Annotated in this window: 13 protein-coding genes; 8 read left to right on the top strand and 5 right to left on the bottom strand. The window is 72.4% G+C overall.

Annotated features, from left to right (window positions below):
* Positions 1–20 precede the first annotated feature (20 nt).
* Both argB and ACIRQH_RS38990 read right to left on the bottom strand, forming a co-directional pair.
* Positions 21–938 (bottom strand): acetylglutamate kinase, encoded by a 918-nt coding sequence (gene argB, locus ACIRQH_RS38995; protein WP_358822403.1) that lies wholly within the window; start codon positions 936–938, stop codon positions 21–23.
* Between the two features lie 767 nt (positions 939–1705).
* Entirely contained in the window at positions 1706–3058 is a 1353-nt protein-coding gene (locus tag ACIRQH_RS38990) for a lysine N(6)-hydroxylase/L-ornithine N(5)-oxygenase family protein (protein ID WP_404230144.1), read from the bottom strand.
* Between the two features lie 335 nt (positions 3059–3393).
* Here ACIRQH_RS38990 and ACIRQH_RS38985 point away from each other — a divergent pair, with 335 nt between their 5' ends.
* Positions 3394–4038, top strand: coding sequence for an FMN-binding negative transcriptional regulator (locus tag ACIRQH_RS38985; RefSeq protein ID WP_358822405.1), 645 nt, complete (start codon positions 3394–3396; stop codon positions 4036–4038).
* A 54-nt stretch (positions 4039–4092) separates the two neighbouring features.
* Here the strand turns inward: ACIRQH_RS38985 and ACIRQH_RS38980 are convergent, their stop codons facing one another.
* From ACIRQH_RS38980 to ACIRQH_RS38970, 3 genes are all read right to left on the bottom strand, one after another.
* A complete protein-coding gene (locus ACIRQH_RS38980; RefSeq protein ID WP_404230142.1) occupies positions 4093–4920 on the bottom strand; it encodes an LmbU family transcriptional regulator in 828 nt (275 codons plus the stop codon).
* Between the two features lie 219 nt (positions 4921–5139).
* Positions 5140–6321: a serine hydrolase domain-containing protein gene (locus ACIRQH_RS38975; RefSeq protein ID WP_404230139.1), complete on the bottom strand. Its 1182-nt coding sequence runs from the start codon at positions 6319–6321 to the stop codon at positions 5140–5142.
* A 148-nt stretch (positions 6322–6469) separates the two neighbouring features.
* The gene (locus tag ACIRQH_RS38970; protein WP_404230138.1) at positions 6470–7216 is read right to left on the bottom strand and encodes a thioesterase II family protein; all 747 of its coding nucleotides are present in this window, start codon (positions 7214–7216) and stop codon (positions 6470–6472) included.
* A 704-nt stretch (positions 7217–7920) separates the two neighbouring features.
* Here ACIRQH_RS38970 and ACIRQH_RS38965 point away from each other — a divergent pair.
* The 7 genes from ACIRQH_RS38965 to ACIRQH_RS38935 all read left to right on the top strand — a co-directional run bounded on the left by ACIRQH_RS38965 (position 7921) and on the right by ACIRQH_RS38935 (position 21755).
* Positions 7921–8085 (top strand): hypothetical protein, encoded by a 165-nt coding sequence (locus ACIRQH_RS38965; RefSeq protein WP_355879803.1) that lies wholly within the window; start codon positions 7921–7923, stop codon positions 8083–8085.
* Positions 8086–9306: 1221 nt separating this feature from the next.
* The gene (locus ACIRQH_RS38960) at positions 9307–9522 is read left to right on the top strand and encodes an MbtH family protein (RefSeq protein ID WP_356176395.1); all 216 of its coding nucleotides are present in this window, start codon (positions 9307–9309) and stop codon (positions 9520–9522) included.
* 233 nt (positions 9523–9755) lie between these two features.
* Complete coding sequence (locus tag ACIRQH_RS38955; RefSeq protein WP_404230135.1) at positions 9756–10463, top strand: LmbU family transcriptional regulator; 708 nt, start codon at positions 9756–9758, stop codon at positions 10461–10463.
* 94 nt (positions 10464–10557) lie between these two features.
* Complete coding sequence (locus ACIRQH_RS38950) at positions 10558–12144, top strand: amino acid adenylation domain-containing protein (RefSeq protein ID WP_404230133.1); 1587 nt, start codon at positions 10558–10560, stop codon at positions 12142–12144.
* 38 nt (positions 12145–12182) lie between these two features.
* Positions 12183–12413 (top strand): phosphopantetheine-binding protein, encoded by a 231-nt coding sequence (locus ACIRQH_RS38945; RefSeq protein ID WP_358820842.1) that lies wholly within the window; start codon positions 12183–12185, stop codon positions 12411–12413.
* 309 nt (positions 12414–12722) lie between these two features.
* Positions 12723–13910, top strand: a complete 1188-nt coding sequence (locus ACIRQH_RS38940) for an NAD(P)/FAD-dependent oxidoreductase (RefSeq protein WP_404230130.1) — start codon at positions 12723–12725, stop codon at positions 13908–13910.
* Between the two features lie 42 nt (positions 13911–13952).
* A complete protein-coding gene (locus ACIRQH_RS38935) occupies positions 13953–21755 on the top strand; it encodes an amino acid adenylation domain-containing protein (RefSeq protein ID WP_404230127.1) in 7803 nt (2600 codons plus the stop codon).
* The last annotated feature ends 3 nt before the right edge of the window (positions 21756–21758 follow it).

Genomic DNA, 21758 nt, shown 5'->3' with positions numbered 1-21758 from the left:
TTGGTGGAGTGGTCGGTGGTTCACGGCCGGGGCTCCGCCTCGTCCGGGTCCGGCACGATGAGCGTGCCCGCCTGGTGGCCGGCGAACATCTGCAGGAGCACCGCGTGCGGGACCCGCCCGTCGATCACCCGGGCCGCGCCCACCCCGCCGCGCACCGCGTGCAGGCAGCCGGTCATCTTGGGCACCATGCCCTCGCTCAGTTCGGGCAGGAGTTTTTCCAGCTCGCCGGCCGTCAGCTGCTCGATGACCTCGTCGCTGTGCGGCCAGCCCGCGTACAGGCCCGCGACGTCCGTCAGCATGACGAGCGCCGTCGCGTTCAGCGCGCCGGCCAGGGCGGCGGCGACGGTGTCGGCGTTGACGTTGTGGACCAGGCCGTCCTCGGCGCTGCGGGCCAGCGGTGAGACGACCGGGATCCGGCCGTCCGCCAGCAGGCCCTCGATGACACCGGTGTTCACCGCCGTGATGTCGCCGACCCGGCCGATGTCCACCGCCTCACCGTCGATCCACGGCACGTGCCGCACCGAGGTGAGGGTGTCGCCGTCCTCGCCGGTCATGCCGACGGCCAGCGGCCCGAACCGGTTGATCAGACCGACCAGTTCGCGCTGCACCTGCCCGGCCAGCACCATCCGCACCACCTCCATCGCGGGCGGCGAGGTGACCCGCAGCCCGGCCCTGAACTCGCGCTGAAGGCCGCGCCGCGCGAGCTCGGCGTCGATCTGGGGGCCTCCGCCGTGCACCACCACGGGTCGCAGCCCTGCGTAGCGCAGGAAGACGACATCGCGGGCGAAGGCCGCCGTGAGGCCGGCGTCGACCATGGCGTGGCCGCCGAGTTTGATGACGACCGTGCGGCCCTGGTGGCGGGCCAGCCACGGCAGGGCCTCCCCGACCGCCGAGGCCTTCGCCTGGGCGGGATGCACGCTGACGGTGCTGACGGTCATCAAAACTCCTCCGTGGATACCCCGGTCCTTCAGGACGGGGAGGAAACGGACTCCTGCGGAGCAGGGCGCGGGCCGGGATTCCCCGTCAGGCGGATCGCAGTGCTTCGACCAGGACCCCGCAGACCGGTGGACATGCGCTTGAAGACGGCACGAAAGGACTTGGCTGTACGGCGCCCTCTTGGGAAGGTGAACACCTGCCGGCCCGCTCGCCGAACGCGCCGCCATCATCGCGCCGCACACCGGCCGACGGAAGCCGATTCCCGTCAACACGCGCACACGAGCGGCTTCTTCGCTCCTTTCCGCATACCGCCGCCGCGGGCCGGCACGTCCTGCCGGCAGGACAACCGCCCGGCACCCGCCGCGACCCCGGGCGCAAGAATTCCCGCCCAGAATCCGCAACGGACGGCAAGGACCCCGGCGATTCCGCGACCGGGCGCGCCGCCCGATCGGCCGGTTGTGCCGCTCCCACCGGTACCGCCGATCCCCGCAGGGGCATTTGCTCCACCCTTTTCGACGTGTTGAACCGGAGGGGCGGATGAGGGACGGATCCCGCTCGAATTCTCCTCGCGGGCCGCTCGCAATCCGCTCGAATTCGGCTCGCATTTCGCTCGGGAACGGTGCGCGGCGCGGGTGTTCCGCGAGCCGGTGGACGCCGTGCACGGTGAACGGGCGCACCCGAAGGGCCGCGGCGGTCCGCTCGTGGTCCCCGGTGCCGCAGCCACGGCACCGGGGGGCCCGGGCGTCGCCCGCCCGGGGATGGCGCCCGGTCAGACGGCCGAGGGTTGGGCCTGCACCGGGCAGCCGCGCTCCCACTCCCGCCCGGTGCGCCCCAGCACGATCGAGTCGGCGATCTCACCGCTGCGCACGGCGATGTTCGACAAAAGCGCCGACGACAGGCCGTGACTGTGCTCGGTGCCGCCCTGCAGATAGACGCCGCAGGTCAGATCCGACGCGGGGACCAGACGGTAGTCGCGCTCCACCCGGTGGCGGCCCGCCGCGTCCCGCTCGAAGTGCCGGTCGAAGTCGCCGAGCAGGCGGGCCGGGTCCAGGCCGTCGTAGCCGGTGGCGAACACCAGTGCGTCGACGGCCAGTTCCTCCGTCGAGTCGTCCAGCAGCGAGCGCAGCAGCACCCGCGTCTCGCTGCCGGCCCGTTTGACCTCCGCGACCCGGGTCAGGTTGCGAAAGTGCAGGCGTCGGCTGCCGCGCACCTGCTCGTCGTACAGCCGCTGGTAGAGGGACTGGATGACATCCGCGTCGACCACCGAGTAGTTGGTGTTGCGGTGGTAGCGCCAGAACGCGTCCTGGGCCCGCTCGTTGCCGAAGTAGTACTCGTCGACCGCGCCGGGGTCGAAGACCTGGTTGGCGAACGGGGTGTCGTCGGCGACGGAGTAGCCGTAGGAGGGGATGACCGCCGAGACCTGGGCGTCTGGCAGCGCGTCGTGCAGGAACCGGGTGATCTCGGCCGCGCTCTGCCCGGCGCCGACCACCGCCACACTCTTCAGGCCGGCCGGGTCCTGTTCGTTGAAGCGGCCCAGGAACTGCGAGCTGTGCCACACCCGTTCATCCGCGTTCACCCCGTCCGGCAGCCGCGGCACCAGGCCCGTGGAGATGGCCACGTTGCGGGCGGTGACCCGGCTGACCGTGCCGTCGCACGCCCGGACCTCGACCTCGATGAGGTCGGGATTGCGCACCCCGCCCTCGGTGCCGGGCCGGATCGCGGTGACCTCCGCGCCGTAGGTGACCCGGTCGCTCAGACCCGCCGCCGCCCACTCCAGGTACTGGTGGAACTCCTGGCGGGTCGGGAAGAAGTCCTGGTTGTTGACGAACTGCACCAGCCGGTTCGCGGCGTGCAGATACGAGATGAAGCTGAACCGGGACATCGGATTCCTGAAGGTCGCCAGGTCCTTGAGGAACGAGATCTGCATGGTCGTCGACGGCAGCAGCATGTTCCGGTGCCAGCCGAACGAAGGCTGCCGCTCGAAGAAATGGGACGTGACCGGATGTTCCGGAGCGCTCGCCCCGTGTTCCTCCAAGGCGATCGCGAGCGACAGGTTGGACGGGCCGAACCCGATACCGACCACGTCGTAGATCTCCTGGCTGCGCCTGCCCGTTATGCCCATAGAAAACTCTCCCGCTTGCGTCTGGAAAACTCGGCCGGTGGCCCGAGAGACCGTTCTGCAGTGTTGCTGTGGAGAGCCTCTCAAAGGCAACTTGAAGATGGCATGAAGACCGTTCGAGAGATACTCGAAGTGCGCGACAACCAGAAAGCGTTGTCCTGCCGGCGGGACGACGATATGGTCGGCGCAAAATTTCTGAACTCCGCGCGGCACCGCCGACAGCGAGATGCCCGGAGCAATGCGATCAGCGCGCAATTCGGATCGGCCGTGCCCTGAACCGGAGCTGTTCTCCGATCCACCGTCGAGCCCGAAGCCGCCTTTTGAAAGGGTGAATCCGCATGTTCGTGCCCAGCTCCTACCGCGAACCGGACAGTTCGTGGATGGTGGACCTGATCCGCGCCAATCCACTGGCCCTCGCGGCCGCCAACGGCCGCCCCGAGGACGGCCCGTTCGCCACCCACCTGCCGGTCATCTTCGACCCCGACACCTCGGGGGAGTGGACCGGCGACCTGCCCGGCGCCACCCTCCTTGGACACATGAACCGGGCGAACCCGCACTGGGCGGCCCTGGAGTCGGGCAGCGTCCTGCTGCTGACCTTCACCGGCCCGCACTCCTACGTCTCACCCACCGTCTACGAGGTGACGCCGGCCGCCCCGACCTGGAACTTCACCGCCGTCCACGTACGGGGCGTGGTGGAGAGGATCGACTCGGTGCAGGAGACCCTGGGCGTCGTGGAGTCCACCGTCCGCGCCTTCGAGGGACGGTTCGGCGACGGCTGGGACATGACCGCCTCCCTGGGCTACTTCCGCAAGATCGCACCCGCCGTGGGAGCCTTCCGCTTCACCGTGACGGGCGCCGAGGGCATGTTCAAGCTCAGCCAGGAACAGCCCGGCGAGGTCCGCGAGCGGGTCCGGGAGTCGTTCGGGCAGAGCGCCTGCACCTACAAACGCGAGACGGCCGGCCTGATGAGCCGGCTGCCCTGAGCGGCGGCGGAACCCGAGCAACGCAAGGGAAGCGGGGCCGCAGCGCCAGAAAGGTCAGGCGCTGACGGCCACCGCCCCAACCCTGCGGCCACCCCCGGCCGTGCCGCCCTGGCCCGCACCCCCGGCGCCCGCTCCCGCGGCGGGGACGCCGGCGGCCGGTGCCGGCAGGGCGCCGGCGTCCCGCGGCGCGGATACCTCCCGCTGCGCCCCGGCCGCGTCCGGGTCCCTCAGGGCGGTGGCGGCCGCACTGTCCAGCGTCGCCGTCACCCACTGCTCGAAGTCGACACCCAGCTGCTCCGCCGCCCGGTGCCACCACTGCAGGCGGCTGCCGGGCAGATCCAGACGCTGACCGGCCTCCGCGGCGGCCGGCGGCTGCTGCTCACTGCGGCGCGCGGCGCGCAGCGCACTGCGCAGCTGCTTGGTCGTCCACTGCTGCCGCTCGGCCCGCTCCAGCCACCGGTCCTGCTCCTCGGCCGGCAACGACGCCAGCTCGGCGTGGTGCTGGAAACTCAGCGCCGCCCGGCGCCGCGGATGAGGAAAACGCCGCGACACCCACGCGTAGTTGCGCAGCGTCTGGTAGGAGAGACCCACCGCGCGTATCCCGCGCTGGTAGCGGTCGGTGTAGTGGTCCTTGCCGTAGACCAGCCAGTCGCCCAGCCACCACGACGAGGAGTCGAGGACATCGGCGAGCTGACGCCCGGCCCGCTCCCACTCGTCGTACGCCATCAGCTCCGGCATCTGCAGACCCACCCGGGTCGTCAGCACCTGGCCCCGGCGTGCCCGCGCCCCCGCCGCGCGCGACGGGGGCGGCGCGCCCTGCGCAAGAGCGGTGGCCGGGCCGCCGTGCGACCCCGCGGTTCGACCGGCCTGACGCTCCATCATGCCTCCAGTGGAAGAAGGGGGTGTGGCACACGACCGGCGAAGACTCTTCCAGCGCGGGCTGGAGAGGAACCGGAGCCGAACTCGAACTGCCGCACGGCGAACACCTCTGCCCCACGGCCCCGCCCGCCGGGGGAGGAGGCGGGCGGGGTGGTGGGGGGCCGTCCCGCCGGCACGACGCGCGCCGCTGAAAGGACGGAGCACCACGGCCGCCGGGCCGCCTCAGTGCGCGGCGGACGGCGCCGGGCAGAACTCGGCGTCCAGGACGGGCAGGACCGTTTCCGCACCCCAGTTGCTGTTGTAGTTGAACGTCAGCTGGTGGCTGCCGTCCTCGGTCAGGGCGGACAGCGACAGCCAGCCCACCGCGCCGCCGTCGTGGTACCAGAGGGTGATGCCGCAGCCCAGCGTGAGCCGCTCGATGCCCAGCCCGTAGGACGAGCCGGGGAAGTCGGGGTTCTCGACGGTCCGCTCGAGCTCCTTCAACTGCCGCGCCGGCAGCAGCCTTCCGCGCAGCAGGGCGCCGAAGAAGCGGTTCAGGTCCCCGGCGCTGGAGATGATGTCGCCGTTGCCCCAGCTCTGCGACCCGTTCACCGCGGTCACGTCGTCGATCCGCTCCGGCTGCGCGGCGAACAGCCTGGAGTAGCCGCGGCTGCTGGGCCGGGGCAGGCCGGTGCGCTCGCCGGGATTCGACGTCGCCGTGAGCCCGAGCGGCTCGATGATCCGCCGGCGCACCTCGTCCTCGTAGGACCGGCCGCCGGCCTTCTCCACCACGAGGGCGGCCAGGACGTCGTTGGTGTTGGAGAACCAGTGCCGCACGCCGGGCTGGAACGCCGGCGGGTGCGCGAGGGCCACCTTCACCCGCGTCAGGGGCGTCAGCGTGTCGTAGCGGTGGCGCAGATAGCCCTCACCCGTCAGATACCTCTGCCCGTACGCCGGGTCCGAGACGTAGTCGAACAGGCCGCTGGTGTGGTTGAGGAGCTGGCGCACGGTGATCGCACGGCCGTCGTTGCCGTTGCCGCTCACCAGGCCCGGCAGATAGCGGTCCACGCTGTCGTCCAGGCTCAGCTTCTTCTCCGCCTCCATCTGGAGCAGCACCGTGGCGACGAAGGTGTCGGTGATGTTCCCGACGCGGAACCGGTCGTCGGTGCCGCGCGCCGCACCCGTGGTCCGGTCGCCGACGCCCGCCGCCGCCTTCCACACCCCGTCGGCGTCGCGCGCCTGGGCGCTGACGCCGGGGACACCGGCCGCGACGGCCGCATCGAGTGCCCGCTGCGTCGCCTGGTGGGCGGCCGCCGCAGGGGTGGTGTCCCGCGCCGCCTGGGCGGGAGCGGTGAACGCGCTCGCCGTCAGCGCGAGCGCCGCCACACCGACCGCACCGGCCCGGGATCTCTTGCCTGTCCTCATGTTCTGGCTCCTGACGTTCGTCTGTCGATACGTGGCTGGGCTGCGAGGTCGCTGCGCAGTGCGGGGCTGCGCCGTGCACGCACCGCCCGGTCCGGCGGTGCGTCCCGCGCGACGGGCCGCCCGCACAGGGCGGGTCCGGGCCGGGGGTTCAGCGGGTGCGGGCCGGGGCCGCCGCGTCGAGCGCGGCGGTCGCGTCCCGCTGGATCTGCCGCAGCAGCGGCGAGGGATCGTCGGCGAAGTAGAAGTGACCGCCGTCAAAGACCCGCAAGCCCAGGAAGTGCCCGAAGTGCCGGGCCCAGCCGGTCATCGAGGCGGGCGGGGCGGAATGGTCCGCGCCGCCCGCGTAGGCGGACAGCGCCACCGGCAGTACGGCGGCGTCCGCCGGGAGGTGCCAGGTCTCCACCAGACGCAGGTCGGCCCGGATGACCGGCTCGAACAGGGCCCACAGCTCGGGGTCCTCCAGGACGTCGACGGGTGTGCCGCCGAGCAGCTTCAGACGCTCCCGCAGTTCGGCGTCGGGCAGCTGGTGGTAGCGCGTCCCCTGCCCGGCCGGCTGCGGCGCGGTCCGCGCCGAGACCCCCGCCCACACCGGCAGCGGCAGGCCCCGCGCGAGGATCCGCCGGGTGATCTCGTACGTCAGCAGGGCGCCCATGCTGTGCCCGAACAGGGCGTAGGGGCAGTCCAGTTCCGCCTCGATACCATCCAGCAGATGGTCCGCGAGGCGGCCGGCGTCGGTGATCTGCGCCCTGTCGAGGAGCAGCCCGTGGCCCGGGGCGTCGAGCAGCCGGACGTCCCACGACGGGGGCAGAGCGGCCGGCCAGGTGCGGTAGAGCAGGTGCGAGCCGCCCGCATGGTGCAGGACGAACAGGCGCAGGGCAGGTCGTGTGCTGTTCATCGCTCTCCCTCGGATCGGGCCGCGTCCCGGGGACCATAGAACGGCGCGCGCCCGTCATGTTCCGGCCACCGGGCGCCCTGTGCCGCGGCTGTGGCGGCTTTCGAGCGGCCCTCAGGCGAGGTACGGCACCACCCGCCCCGGACCGCCCGCCTCCACCGTGCACCGGGCCCCCCGCCGGCCGGCGGACCGGCCGCCCCGCACCCCCGCCGGCCGCCCCGCACCCCCGCCGGCCGCGCCGCCCTCACGAGCCGTACGCCTGCCCCTTTTCCGCCGCCTGCGCCCACAGCGGCGCGGCCCCGCCGCCCAGCGGCCGGGCCCGCCCGCCGGCCGCGTCACCGACCGGGGCACCAGCCGCCCCCTCGGTCTCGACCAGGACTCGACCGGCCCCGCACCGACCGTCGCTAGATTGAAGGAGTTGGCACCAGCGACGCGGCCGGCCAGGCCCGTACCGAGGCCCCGCCCACAAGGCGAGGGGCCCGCACCGCCGCTCGAACCGGAGCGCACGCCCCACGGGCCTGGCCGCCGTACGCTCCCGCCCAGCTCCAGCATCGCGAGGCAGACGATCTCGCATCCGTACGTCAGGACCGGCGGCACCGCCCCGGTCCCAGGCCGCTCCCGGGACAACGCGAGCGCCCTTCGACGCCGTGGTGTCCGATCGGCCAATCTGCGCCCAGGACAGCGAAGTCCGGCGAAGGGACGAACCGGTGAACGACGACTGGCAAGAACTCGACCAGCCACTGCGCCACGCCCACACCCACAGCTATGTCGGCGGCACGGCACAGGCCGGCGCCCCGCCGCTGCGGCTCGCCGGAGCGGACGACGAGGCGGCGGTCTCCGCCGAACCGCACATCGTGCGCGGCATCGACTGACCACCTCCAGGCTCCCCGCAGCGCGTACCTGCCTTCCCGGCGGGAGCACGAGGTCCTCGGCCACGCATACGGCCCCCGAGTGCCGTAGCCGCGGCCTCCGCGTCCCGGCCCCGCATGCACGGTCTGCGGGGCCGGGACGCGAAGCGGTGTACAACTCCCCACGCGCGGCCGGGAGTCGTGCGTTCCCGCTGCCGGGGCCTGTGCTGCCAACACCGCCCGCACGGCGCGGAGCACCACGCGGCGTGACACCGCGGCGCGGACACCGAGAACGCCCCGGACCCATCGACACGCGACCCCGCCCGCCCCCGGGCAGGCAGCCGATGACGCCGTTCGCCCGGCGCGAGAGCCACCCCGGTCGGCGCGGGCAGGCACCCCGCCGGCGCAGGACCACGACCGGCCCCCGGCCGCGGCCAACTCCGGCCCGCCGAGCCCCCGTACGCCCCGAGCCGGCGCACCCCGCGCACGGGGGACGCGCGCTGCCCGAACGCCGGCCCGCGCCGTTCGCAGCACCGGACGCGACCCGGCTTGGCCGGCGTCACCTCGCGCCCCGAGCAGGCGAAATTGGTGCGGGGACCGAAGCACGCCCCCACACCCCCACGGTCCCGCACCGTGACCGGGTCCTCGCGCGAGCGAGCAGCGCCCCGCGCGCCCGGCACCTCGTCCGGCCCCCACCCCCGGCAGCGCCCCCGCCGCTGCGGCACCGTTGCGGCCTGCGCCACCCCGCCCGCGACGGCACCCGCACGAGCACCCGGCCCCCCGGTATCGAACACACCAGGGGACACACACCAGGGGACACACACCCGGGGACACACACGGCCGGGCCTCCGCCGAACTCCCCGTCACTCGAACCGTGTTGACCCCGTCGTCGAGCCGCTCTGAACCGGGCCTCCAGCCGCTCCGCGCCCCGCCCGGAGACCTGGGCGGGGCGGCCGCGCATCGTGGCACAGGAACCCGGCCCGGTACAGAGGATCCCCGCCCGGTGCGGGCCCTTGCCCCGACGGGGCGGGCGGCGTGACGGCGCCCCTTGTTGTGCCGGTGGCCCGCTCCTTACGGTCGGGGCAACGCCGGGGTCGCACCCACGCCGGGTGTCCTGTCGACCGGACGCCCGGGTGTCCCGTCGACCGGACAACGCCGGCCGGCGAACCCCGCCCGGTGCGCTCACGCACCCGGCCCGGCGACAGCCCATCGCGAGTCACCCATGACGGTTAAGGACGGTGCCAGTTGAGCACGAACCCCTTCGATGACGAGGACGGCCGCTTCAACGTTGTGGTCAACGACGAGGAGCAGCACTCCCTGTGGCCGGCGTTCGCCGAGGTGCCCGCCGGCTGGCGCGTGGTCTTCGGCGAGGCGGCCCGCGCCGAGTGCCTGGAGTACGTCGAGTCGAACTGGACCGACCTGCGCCCGCGGAGCCTGCGCGAGGCCATGGCCGCGGACTGAACACCACACCCACCGAACCGGACTGACGCAACGTCAGACCGCGGGGTCCGCCAGCGGGCCCCGCGGTGCCCCGGGCACGCCGGCCCGCTCGCCTGCCGCGTCCCGGCACGCGCGAGCGATGTGAGCGGGCCGGCCCCGGCCGGCGGCGGCGACCGCCGCCCGGCACGGCCGGGGGAGCGGTCCAAGACCGGGCGAACACTGTGAGTTGGGAGATGAAGGTTGTGACGGGCGCTGTGAGAACTGCGAACAGGTACAAGCCGAGGCCGCACACCACGGGGGAGCCGGCCCAGCGCGATGTGGTCCTGTCCTTCGTGGGGACGCACGCCACGGTGCAGAAGTCGGGGATGGTCTTCCCCCAGAACCTCTCCGAGCGGTCCTGGGAACAGATCGGGGCCAACCTGCGGGAACTGGTGAACTCCTCCGCCTGGTGGCTCGCCGACTGGCTGATCTACGGAGAGGCCACCTATGGGTGGCGGCGCTACAAGGAGGCCGTCGAGCGGACCGGACTCGACTACCAGACCCTGCGCAACTACGCCTGGGTGGCCCGCCGTTTCGACCACGACCGGCGCCGCGACAGCCTCAGCTTCGCCCACCACGCCGAGGTGACCCGGCTGTCCCCGCCGGAACAGGACTACTGGCTGCGCAAGGCGGAACAGCAGAAGTGGTCGCGCAACGAACTGCGCCGCGCGGTACGCGCCAGCCTGGCCGTGCAGAGCGACCGGGCCGAGCTCACCGACACCGCCGGCGACGGCGGGCAGGACGCCGGCACCGGGACCACGCCGCAGGCCGGCGGGCAGGACGGGAAGAAGGTCACCACACTGACCATCGAGCTGTCCGCCGGCCAACTGGAGTACTGCTCCAAGGCCGCCGCCGCGCACGGACTGCCCGTCGACAAGTGGGTGGCCCGGATCCTGGAGAGCGCCGAACGCCAGAGCGCCTGAGCGCACACCGCCCCGGCGTGCCCGGGGCGAACCCTCTGCCCAGGTGCCGCGGCGGGCCCACCCGACCGGACACCTCACACATCGGAGTCAGTTGATGATCCTTCAGGGAAAGCGGGTGGCCCTGCCGCCCTCACCCGTCGTCCACCGGCGGTTCGAGGAGCACGCCAGGGCCACCCCCGACGCGGTGGCCGTCGTATGGTCCGGCCGGCAGGTGACGTACGCGGAACTCAACGCGCGCGCGAACCGGTTCGCGCACTACCTCACCGCACGCGGCCACAGCCGCGGCGCGAAGGTCGGCGTCTGCCTCGACTACTCGATCGACATGATCGTCGCCATCCTCGGCACCCTGAAGGCCGGCGCGGCCTACGTGCCCTTCGACCCCGCCTACCCCGCCGCCCGCCTGCAGCTGCTGCTCGGCCAGGTACCCGGCCTCGCCCTGATCGTCGCCTCCCCGGCCACGGCCACGATGGTCGAGTCCGCGGGCGCCGAGGTCATCGACCTCGAACAGCTCGCCGGCCACCTCGCGACCCTGCCGGCAAAGGCCCCCGACGTCCACGTCACCGGCGACGACCTCTGCTACGCGGTGTTCACCTCCGGCTCGACCGGCACCCCCAAACTGGCCGCCGTCCGCCACGAGGGCTGGTTCAACCTCATGAACTGGCTCCAGCTCGAGTACGGCCTGCACCGCGGCTCCCACAACCTGGTCGTCTCCGCCTTCGGCTTCGACCTGTCCCAACGCGCCCTGATGACACCGCTGTTCTGCGGCGCCACCCAGCACCTGATGGCCAGCCGCAACTTCGACGCCATGCTCGCCTACCGCATGCTCGGCCAGTACGACATCCGCATCGTGCACTGCGCCTCCAGCACCCTGTACCTGCTGGTCGACTGGGAGAACGCACGCGGCGGCGACGCGCTCGCCCGGCTCGACTACGTGCTGTTCGGCGGGGAGCCGCTCAAGACCGAACGCCTCACCCACTTCGCGCGCCGCCCGGGCACCACCTGCACCCTGCTGCACCAGTACGGCGTCGCCGAGTGCACGGACGTCGCCACCTCCTTCGACCTGGCCCATTACCGGCCCGGCGAGCACGACATCGCCCCCGTAGGCCGGCCCGCCCACAACACCGCCATCCACCTCCTGGACGCCGACCTGCGCGAGGTCCGGGCGGGCCAGGACGGCGAGATCTGCATCTCCGGGGCCGGCGTCGGCGCCGGCTACCTGGGTGCCGGCGGCCCCGAGAACGCCAAGTTCACGACCATCGACGTCGAGGGGACGCCCCTGCGCCTGTACCGCACGGGGGACCGCGGCCGGATCGACGACAGCGGTGAACTCGTCGTCGCCGGACGCATGGACGCCCAGATCAAGGTGCGGGGCATGCGGATCGACCCCACCGACATCGAACGCGCCCTGGGCCGGCTGGCCGGCGTCCGCGAGGCGGCCGTGGTGGTCACCCACAACGACGCCGGCGAAGCCGAACTCAACGCGTTCGTCGTCCCCTCGGGCAGCGACCTCGCCGAGGACGACCTGCGCACCCGCCTGCTGTGGACCCTGCCGCGGAACATGGTGCCGTCCCGGTTCACGAACATCCTGCGCATTCCGCTGAGCCCGCACGGAAAAGTGGACCGCGCCGCCCTGGCAGACATCTGCCGCACCCAGTACGCCGGCAGCAACACCGCGGCCTGACCGAGCCCTTGGCCGTGACGACAACCGAGAGGAAAGCGATGACCGCCGACCGCGTCCGCGCCATCTGGTGCCGGGAACTCCAGCGGGACGACATCACACCCGACGACGATTTCTTCGCCCTGGGCGGCCAGTCCCTGATCATGATCAGGATTCAGGGCGCCTTCATCGAGGAACTGGGCGCCGAAGTCCCCATGGACCAGATGTTCCTCAACCCGACCGTGACGTCGATCGCCGCCTACATCGACTCCCAGGCCGCCCTCGCCCCATAACCGCCACCGCCACCGCCACCGCCACCGCCACCGGCACCGGCGGGCCCCGGCAGGCGCTGCGCCGTCCCGCCGGCGGGACACCCCGCCATACCCGCACCCAGTGCAACACCCTTTCCACGGCCGTCCTTTCACGGTCCGCGGCATCTCTTCATCCCGCCCGCCCGGGCCGGATAGCCTCGAATTCGTCCACGGCCACCGCCCCCTTTTCTCTAATTCGGCGGGCCGCAGCGAACAGTGCACCCCCATCACGCCCTGGCATTTCCGGCCGCGGCCGAACCGTGCCAAAAACCATCCGGTAAGAGAGGCGCCATGTACGACGTGATTGTCATAGGTGCCCGTTGTGCGGGTTCGCCGACGGCCATGCTTTTCGCACAGCAGGGATATCGCGTCCTGCTCCTGGAGAAAGCGTGTTTCCCGCAGGACACCCTCTCCTCGCACTACATCCACCAGCAGGGCATCGCCCTCCTCAACCGGTGGGGCCTGCTGGACAAGATCCGCGACTCGGGCGCCCAGCCGATCACCCACCAGCGCTACGAGGGCCCCGGCGTGCGCATCGAGGGCTTCTCCCTGCCCATCGACGGCCTGCGCACCACCTACGCGCCCCGGCGCTACGTCCTGGACCCGATCCTCGCCGACGGCGCGGTCGCGGCCGGCGTGGACTTCCAGCAGGGCTGCGCGGTCAACGACCTCCTCTTCGACGGCGACCGCGTCACCGGTGTGCGCTACACCACGCCCGCCGGCACCGTCACCACCGAACAGGCCCGCCTGGTCGTCGGCGCGGACGGCATGCGCTCCCTGGTCGCCCGCAAGACCGGCGCCCCCAACGTCATCGAACACCCAAGGATGACCTGCACCTACTACAGCTACTGGGCCGGCGTCCCCTCCGACTTCGAGCTCTACGAGCGCACCGGCCGCTGGATCGGCGTCCTGCCCACCAACGACGACCTCACCCTGCTCATGGCGTACTTCCCGCAGGAGGACTTCGGCCACGTCCGCAAAGCCGTGGAACCCGCCTACCTCGACGCCTTCCGCACCACCGCCCCCGAACTGTACGAGCGCATGCAGTCCGGCGAGCGCGTCGAGCAGCTCTACGGAACCGGCCACCAGGACAACTACTTCCGCAAGGCCTACGGCCCCGGCTGGGTCCTGGTCGGCGACGCCGTCAACCACAAGGACTCCATCACCGCCCGCGGCATCACCGAAGCCTTCGTCCAGGCCCAGACCCTCACCGACGCCATCGGCCAGAACCTCCACGAGGACACCGCCCTCAAACCGGCCCTGCGCCGCTACGAGAACAGCCTGGGCGACGAGGCCCTCAACCACTACCAGGGCGCCCTGAACGTCGCCGAACTCAAGCCCGAGGGCCGCACCGACATGCTGCGCAAACTGGTCGGCCACCAGCAGCACATCGACCGCTACTTCTCCACGCTGTCGGGCGCGTGCTCCATCGACGACTTCTACAACGACGAACTGCTGACCCTGCTCGACCAGAGCTGACGACCTGCCGACCCGCTCCCTGGTAACGCCGATTTTGGAGACATGATGATCCCGTTGTCGTTCGCGCAGCGCCGGCTGTGGTTCGTGGACCGCTTCGAAGGCCCCTCGCCGACCTACAACGGCGCGTTCGCCCTGCGGCTGACCGGCGAGCTGGACGTCGACGCACTGCGGGCGGCGCTCCACGACGTCGTCGACCGGCACGAGGTGCTGCGCACGGTCATCGTCGAGGACGACGACGGCGTCCCCCACCAGCAGGTCCTGCCCCAGGGACACGAGCAGGTCACCCTGCCGCTGAGCGAGGTCACCCCCCGCACGCGGGACGCGGCCGTCGACCGGGCGGCCAAGCAGACCTTCGACCTGGCCACCGACGTGCCCATCCGGGCCGTCCTGCTGCGCTGCGCACCCCACGACCACACCCTGGTCCTGGTCGTCCACCACATCGCCCTGGACGGCGAATCCCTGGGCCCCCTGCTGCGCGACCTCACCACCGCCTACACGGCCCGCCGCCAGAACAGCGCCCCGCGCTGGGAGCCGCTGCCGGTGCAGTACGCGGACTACACCCTGTGGCAGCAGGACGTGCTGGGCCAGGAGTCCGACCCCGACAGCCTCGCCGCCCGCCAACTGGCCTACTGGCGCGAGGCGCTGGCCGACCTCGCCCAGCCGCTGGCGCTGCCCACCGACCACCCCCGCCCGCGGGCGGTCAGCTCACGCGGCGACCTGGTCGAGTTCCCCGTCGAACCCGGCCTGCTGCGCGCCGTGGAGAAACTCGCCGCCGAGCAGGACATCACCGTCTCCATGGTCATGCAGTCGGCGCTCGCCGTGCTCCTGCACCACCTCGGCTGCGGCGACGACATCCCCCTCGGCGCGCCGATCGCCGGCCGCACCGACGAGGACCTGCGCGACCTCGTCGGCTTCTTCGTCAACACCTGGGTCCTGCGCGTCGACCTCTCCGGCAACCCGACCTTCCTCCAGCTGCTGCACCGCGTACGCGAGAGGGCGCTGGCCGCCTACGACAACCAGGACATGCCCTTCGAGCGGCTCGTGGAGCGCCTCAACCCCGACCGCTCCACCGCCTACCACCCCTTCTTCCAGGTGATGCTCGCCTGGCAGGAGCCGCTGGGCGACCTGCACTTCGCCGGCCTGGACGTCCAGTCGCAGACGCTGGAGACCGGCACCGCCAAGTTCGACCTGTTCTTCAACATGATCCCGGACAGCTCGGGCGGCGCCGGGGTGCGCCTGGAGTACGCCACCGACCTCTTCGACCAGGACACCGTCCAGGCCATCGCCGCCCGCTTCGTGCGCGTCCTGGGCCGTTTGACGGCCGACACGGAACGCGGCGTCAGCAGCATCGACGTCCTGGACGACACCGAACGCGGCCTGCTCCTGCCCCTCACCGCCCCGGACGCCGCTGCCGGGCAGGGATCCGGGCAGACGGTCCCCGACCTGTTCCGGGCCCAGGTGGAGCGCACCCCCGACGCCCCGGCGATCGTGTGCGAGGGCCGCACCCTGACCTACCGCCAACTCGACGAACGGGCCGCCCGCATCGCCGGGGAACTCACCCGCCGCGGCGCCGGCCCCGAAGACCTCGTCCTGCTCGCCCTGCCCCGCACCGAGGACCTCGTCGCCGGCCTGCTCGGCATCCTCAAGTCCGGTGCCGGCTACGTACCGATGGACCCGCAGTACCTCAGCGCCCGCGCCCGGACGGTCCTGGACGAAGCCGCCCCGCGCTTCGCGGTCACCGACACCGCCACCTGGCAGGACATGCCGCCCAACACCGTCGAGGCCCTCCACCTCGACGACCCCACCCTGTGGACCACCCCCCAGACGGCCAAGGCCCTAGCCGCGGGCAGCACGGCGCCGGCCCCCGGCAACCTCGCCTACGTCATGTACACCTCCGGCTCCACCGGCAAGCCCAAGGGCGCCGCGATCACCCACCGGGGCGTCGTCGACGGCATCCGCGAACTGGCCCGCACCGTGGGCGCCGCCCCCGGCCACCGCATCCTCGCCGGAACCTCCGTCAACTTCGACGTCTCCGTCTTCGAACTGCTCAGCGCCCTGAGCACCGGCGCCACCGCCGAACTCGTGCCCAGCGCGCTGGCACTGGCCGAACGCGACCACTGGGACGGCCACGTCATCAGCGCCGTCCCCTCCGTCCTGGGCGAACTCCTCGGCCACCTGGACAAGGCCCCCGACGTGCACACCGTCGTCTTCGCCGGCGACGTCCTGCCCGCCCGCCTGGTACGCCAGGTCCGCGAAGCGCTGCCCGGCGTGAACATCGTCAACTCCTACGGGCAGAGCGAGAGTTTCTACGCCACCACCTTCACCCTCCCCGCCACCGACGACCTCCCGGACGGCGACGTCACCCCGATCGGTACCCCGCTGGCCTCGATGCGCGCCTACGTCCTGGGCCCGGGCCTCGCCCCCGCACCACGCGGGGTGATCGGCGAACTGTACGTCGCCGGGAGCTGCCTGGGCCGCGGCTACCACGGCCGGCCCGCGCTGACCGCCGACCGCTTCGTCGCCGACCCCTACGGCCCCGCCGGCGAGCGCATGTACCGCACCGGCGACCTGGCCCGCTGGAACACCGCCGGCCGGCTGGAGTGCGTGGGCCGCGGCGACGGCCAGGTCAAGGTCCGCGGATTTCGCATCGAGACCGCCGAGGTCGAAGCCGCCATCACCGAGCACCCCGGGATCAGCGAGGCCGTCGTCATCAGCCGCACGGTGCCCTCCGGCGGCCGCCAACTCGTCGCCTACGTGGTGCACACCGGTGAAGGCGCCGTCGGCGACGACGGCGCGGGCGGCATCGGCGACGTCGACGTGCAGTCCGGCGCCTCGGCCGCCGAACTGCGCAAGTTCGTCGCCGCACGCCTGCCCGACTACATGGTGCCCTCCGCGTTCGTCGCACTGGGCCGCCTGCCGCTCGGGCCGACCGGCAAACTCGACCGCACCGCACTGCCCGAACCGGAGTTCCAGGGCGAGACCTACCGCCGGCCGCGCACCGAGGCCGAGACCGTCATCGCCGCCGCCTACGCCGACGTCCTGGGCGTGGAACGCATCGGCATCGACGACGACTTCTTCGCCGTCGGCGGGGACAGCCTGCGCTCCATCCAGGTGGTGGCCCGCGCCCGCGCCCGCGGCCTGCACCTCACCACCCGCGAGATCTTCGAATGCCGCACCGCGGCCCGCCTCGCCGAAGTGGCCTCCGCCCGCCGCGAGCAGGCACCCGTCCTGGCCGAACTCGACGGCGGCGGCATCGGCACCCTCCCGCTGCCCCCGGTCGCCCGGCACGTCTTCGAACACGGCGGCGGCACCGACCGCTTCGCCATGGCGATGGCCCTGGACCTGCCCGAGACCATCGACGCGGACACCCTGGCCGCCACCCTGGACGCCGTCCTTAACCGCCACGACCTGCTGCGCGCCCGCCTGGTGCGCGACGCCGGCGAACCCGCCCTGCTCGTGCGAGCACCCGGCACGCTCCGCGCCCGGGACCTGATCCGCCGCGTCACCTGCGACGGCCGCTGGGAGGAGCCGGACCTGCTCCGGGCGGCCAAGCAGGAACTGGACGACGCCGTCGCCCGCCTGAACCCCACCGCCGGCACCATGGCCGACTTCGTGTGGTTCGCCCCCGCCACCGGAACGGGCCGTCTCCTGGTGGTCCTGCACCACCTGGTCGTCGACGGCGTCTCCTGGCGCATCCTCATGTCCGACCTCGCCGAGGCCTGGCAGCAGGTCCGCTGCGGCGGCACACCCGACCTGCCCGCCGTGGGCACCTCCGCCCGCCGCTGGGCCGCAGCCCTGAACGACGAGGCCCTCTCCCCGCAGCGCGAGAAGGAACTCGACTACTGGCGCGACCTGCTCGAAGCCCCCAACCCCCCGCTGGGCAGCCGCCCCTTCGACCCGGCCGTCGACGTGATGTCCACCCTGGACACCGTACGCATCGACCTGCCCGCCGACGTCACCGAAGCGGTCCTGACCACCCTGCCCGCCGCGTTCAACTCCACCGGCACCGACGTCCTGCTCGCCGCCCTCGCCCTGGCCGTGGGCCACTGGAGCGGCACCGACGGCTCCACCCTGGTCCGCATGGAGGGCCACGGCCGCGAGGACCACGTCGTCCCCGGCGCCGACCTGTCCCGCACCATCGGCTGGTTCACCAGCATGTACCCGGCCCGCGTCGACGTGAGCGGCCTGGACATGGCCGACGCCCTCGCCGGCGGCCCGGCCGCCGGACAGGCGATCAAACGGGTCAAGGAACAACTGCGCACCGTCCCCGACAAGGGCCTGGGCTACGGACTGCTGCGCCACCTCAACCCGGAGACCGCCGGCCAGCTCGCCGAACACCGCGCCCCGCAGATCGGGTTCAACTACCTCGGCCGGATCTCCGCCTCCGACGTGCCCGAACACCTGCGCGCCGACGGATGGGGGCCCGCCTCCTGGTCCGCCGACCTGATCCCGCAACCCGACCCGGACCTGCCCGCCCTGTCCGCCCTGGAGGTCAACTCCCTGGCAACCGACACCCCCCAGGGCACCCGGCTGCAGGCCGCGTTCATGTTCCCCACCGGAGTCCTCACCCGCGAGCGGACCACCGAACTCGCCGACCTGTGGGTGCGGGTGCTGCACGGCATGGCCGCACACGCACAGCGCCACGACGCCGGCGGACTGACCCCCTCCGACGCCCCCCTCGTGACGGTCGGCCAGGACGAGATCGAGGCCTGGGAGCAGACGTACGGCCCGCTCAGCGAGGTGTGGCCGCAGGCCCCGGGACAGTCCGGCATCCAGTTCCAGGCAGCGCTGGCCGACGGCTCCTTCGACGTCTACCACATGCAGTTCGTGCTGCACCTGAGCGGACACGTCGACCCGGCCCGCATGCGGGCCGCCGGCCAGGCACTCCTGGACCGCCACCCCAACCTGCGCTCCGCGTTCCTGGCCGCCGACAGCGGCGAGCCCGTCCAGGTCGTCGCCGACCACGTCACCCTGCCCTGGCACCACCACGACCTGAGCGGACAGGACCCCGCCGCACAGGACACCGCTCTGGACGAGGCGCTGGCCGCCGACCGGGCCGACCAGCTCGACCCCACCCGGCCCCCGCTGATCCGCCTCGCCCTGCTCACCTGTGGACCGAAGCAGGCGAAACTCATCGTCACCGCACACCACACCCTCTTCGACGGCTGGTCCTCACCGATGGTGATCACCGACCTGGTCCGCCTGTACTCCAGTACGGAGGACCTCCCCGCGGCCCGCAGCTACGGCGACTACCTGACCTGGCTGTCCGCGCAGGACCAGCAGGCCTCCGCCGAGCGCTGGAAGGAAGAGCTGGAGGGCTTCGACCAGCCGACCCTGGTGGCCCCCAACGCCGCCCTCAAGGGCACGTCCTCGGCCCTGGGCCGCGTCGAGGTGCCCCTGTCGATCGACAAGGGCCGTGAACTCGCCCGCCGCGCGGCCCAGCTCGGCGTCACCCTCAACACCCTCCTGCAGGGCGCGTGGGCGATCCTGCTCTCCCAGCTGACCGGCCGGCAGGACGTGGTGTTCGGCGCCGCCGTCAACGGCCGCCCCGCCGACCTGCCCGGCTCCGAGGAGATGGTCGGCCTGTTCATCAACACCCTGCCCACCCGGGTGCGCTGCCTGCCCGAACGCAGCATGGGCGAGGCCATCACCGACCTCCAGGACCGCCAGACCGCCCTGCTGGACCACCACCACTACGGACTCGCCGACATCCAGCGCGACATCGCCCTGCCCGCCCTGTTCGACACCCTCATCGTCTTCGAGAACTACCCCATCGACCGCGAGGGCATCGTCGACGCGAACACCTCCGCGGGCTTCACCATCGACAAGATCCGCCCGTTCGCCGGCTCCCACTACCCGCTGACCCTCAACTCCGCCGACCCCTACCTGCGGCTGTCCCTGGACTACCAGAACAACCTCTACGACCGGCCCGCCGCCGAGGAGATCGCCGCCCGCCTCGTACGGGTCCTGGACCAGCTCCTGGCCGACCCGCACACCCGCCTCGACGCCGTCGACGTCCTCGGCGAGAGCGAACGCCACTGGCTGCTCGACGAGATCAACGACACCGCCGAACCCACCCTGGAGCCGGGCCTGGTGGACACCGTGCGCCGGCACGCCGAGGCCACCCCCGACGCCCTGGCGGTCGCCGCCGAGGACCGGTCGCTGACCTACCGCGAACTCGAGGAACACACCAACCGTCTCGCGCACTGGCTGACCGGCCAAGGCGTGGGACCCGAAGCACTGGTCGCCGTCCGGCTGCCGCGGCGCGCCGACCTCGTCGTCGCCCTGCTGGCCGTCCTGAAGAGCGGCGCCACCTACGTGCCCGTCGACCCCGACCACCCGGCCTCACGCATCGCCCACATCCTCCAGGACTCCCGCCCCGCCCTCGTCCTGGACGCCGACACCCTCGCCCGCGCCGACCTGACGGCCCAACCGGCGACCCCCCTGGGCACAGCCGTCCACCCCGACCAGAGCGCCTACGTCATCTACACCTCCGGCTCGACCGGAAAACCCAAGGGCGTCTCCGTCACCCACCGCGGGCTGGCGAACTTCCTGGCCACCATGGCCCGCCGCTTCCCGCTCACCCCCGCCGACCGGCTCCTCGCCGTGACCACGGTCTCCTTCGACATCGCCGGCCTCGAGCTGTACCTCCCGCTCATCTCCGGAGCGGCCGTCGTCCTCGCCGGCAAGGACACCGTCGCCCAGCCCGCGGCCGTCCTGAAGACGATGCGCGACCACCACGTCACCGTCGTCCAGGCCACCCCGGCGTTCTGGCAGATCCTGCTCATGGAGGAACCCGACGGCGCCCGCGGCCTGCGCATCCTGGTCGGCGGCGAGGCCCTGCCGCCCCGACTCGCAGGCGCCCTGGCCGCCCAGGCCGCAGACGTCGCCAACGTCTACGGCCCCACCGAGACGACGATCTGGTCGACCAGCGCCCACATCGGCCCCGACACCGGCGTCCCCCCGATCGGAACCCCCATCGGCAACACCCGGCTCTACGTCCTTACCGCCCGCCTTGACGCCGCCCCGCGCGGCGTGCCGGGCGAGCTGTACATCGCCGGCGACGGCCTGGCCCGCGGCTACCAAGGCCGCCCCGACCTGACCGCCGGCCGCTTCGTGGCCTGCCCCTTCGGCCCGCCCGGCACCCGCATGTACCGCACCGGCGACCTGGTGCGCTGGGGCGAGGACGGCCGCCTGCACTACATCGGACGCACCGACTTCCAGGTAAAGATCCGCGGATTCCGCATCGAGCTCGGGGAGATCGAGCACGTCCTTGCCGACCACCCCGCCGTGGCCCAGGCCGTCGCGATCGTCCGCGAGGACCGCGAGGGCGACCAACGCCTCGTCGCCTACGCCGTTCCCGCCGGCAAGGCCGACCCCACCGCCCTGGACGTCCCGGCCCTGATGGCTCTGCTGCGCGAACGCCTGCCCGAGTACATGGTCCCGGCCGCCATCGTGCCGCTCGCCGCCCTGCCCACCTCACCGAGCGGAAAACTCGACCGCGGTGCGCTGCCCGCACCCGGCCACGGCGAAGCGGCGAGCGGACGGGCCCCCGCCAACGAGCGCGAGAAAACCCTCGTCCGGCTGTTCGCCGACCTCCTGGGCCGCGAACAGATCGGCGTCGACGACGACTTCTTCGCCTGCGGCGGCCACTCCCTGCTCGCCACCCGCCTCAGCGGCCGCATCCGCAAGGAGTTCGCCATCGACTCCAAGGTCACGATGGTCTTCCGCAACCCGACCGTCGCCCAACTGGCCCTGCGCATCGAGGAACTCACCGCCCCCGACCAGAACCGCCCCCGCCGGGCGAGCCGCCCCCAGCTGCGCCAGATGACTGTGCAGGAGTAGCCG

Source organism: Streptomyces sp. NPDC102279, from assembly GCF_044766365.1.
Taxonomy (GTDB): domain Bacteria; phylum Actinomycetota; class Actinomycetes; order Streptomycetales; family Streptomycetaceae; genus Streptomyces.
Note: the sequence above shows the minus strand (reverse complement) of the source record. Positions and strands in the feature narration are given on the sequence as shown.

Excerpts from the sequence above, each read along its gene's own strand:
- argB (WP_358822403.1), bottom strand. The coding sequence starts at position 938 with ATGACCGTCAGCACCGTCAGCGTGCATCCCGCCCAGGCGAAGGCCTCG.
- ACIRQH_RS38990 (WP_404230144.1), bottom strand. The coding sequence starts at position 3,058 with ATGGGCATAACGGGCAGGCGCAGCCAGGAGATCTACGACGTGGTCGGT.
- ACIRQH_RS38985 (WP_358822405.1), top strand. The coding sequence starts at position 3,394 with ATGTTCGTGCCCAGCTCCTACCGCGAACCGGACAGTTCGTGGATGGTG.
- ACIRQH_RS38980 (WP_404230142.1), bottom strand. The coding sequence starts at position 4,920 with ATGATGGAGCGTCAGGCCGGTCGAACCGCGGGGTCGCACGGCGGCCCG.
- ACIRQH_RS38975 (WP_404230139.1), bottom strand. The coding sequence starts at position 6,321 with ATGAGGACAGGCAAGAGATCCCGGGCCGGTGCGGTCGGTGTGGCGGCG.
- ACIRQH_RS38970 (WP_404230138.1), bottom strand. The coding sequence starts at position 7,216 with ATGAACAGCACACGACCTGCCCTGCGCCTGTTCGTCCTGCACCATGCG.
- ACIRQH_RS38950 (WP_404230133.1), top strand. The coding sequence starts at position 10,558 with ATGATCCTTCAGGGAAAGCGGGTGGCCCTGCCGCCCTCACCCGTCGTC.
- ACIRQH_RS38945 (WP_358820842.1), top strand. The coding sequence starts at position 12,183 with ATGACCGCCGACCGCGTCCGCGCCATCTGGTGCCGGGAACTCCAGCGG.
- ACIRQH_RS38940 (WP_404230130.1), top strand. The coding sequence starts at position 12,723 with ATGTACGACGTGATTGTCATAGGTGCCCGTTGTGCGGGTTCGCCGACG.
- ACIRQH_RS38935 (WP_404230127.1), top strand. The coding sequence starts at position 13,953 with ATGATGATCCCGTTGTCGTTCGCGCAGCGCCGGCTGTGGTTCGTGGAC.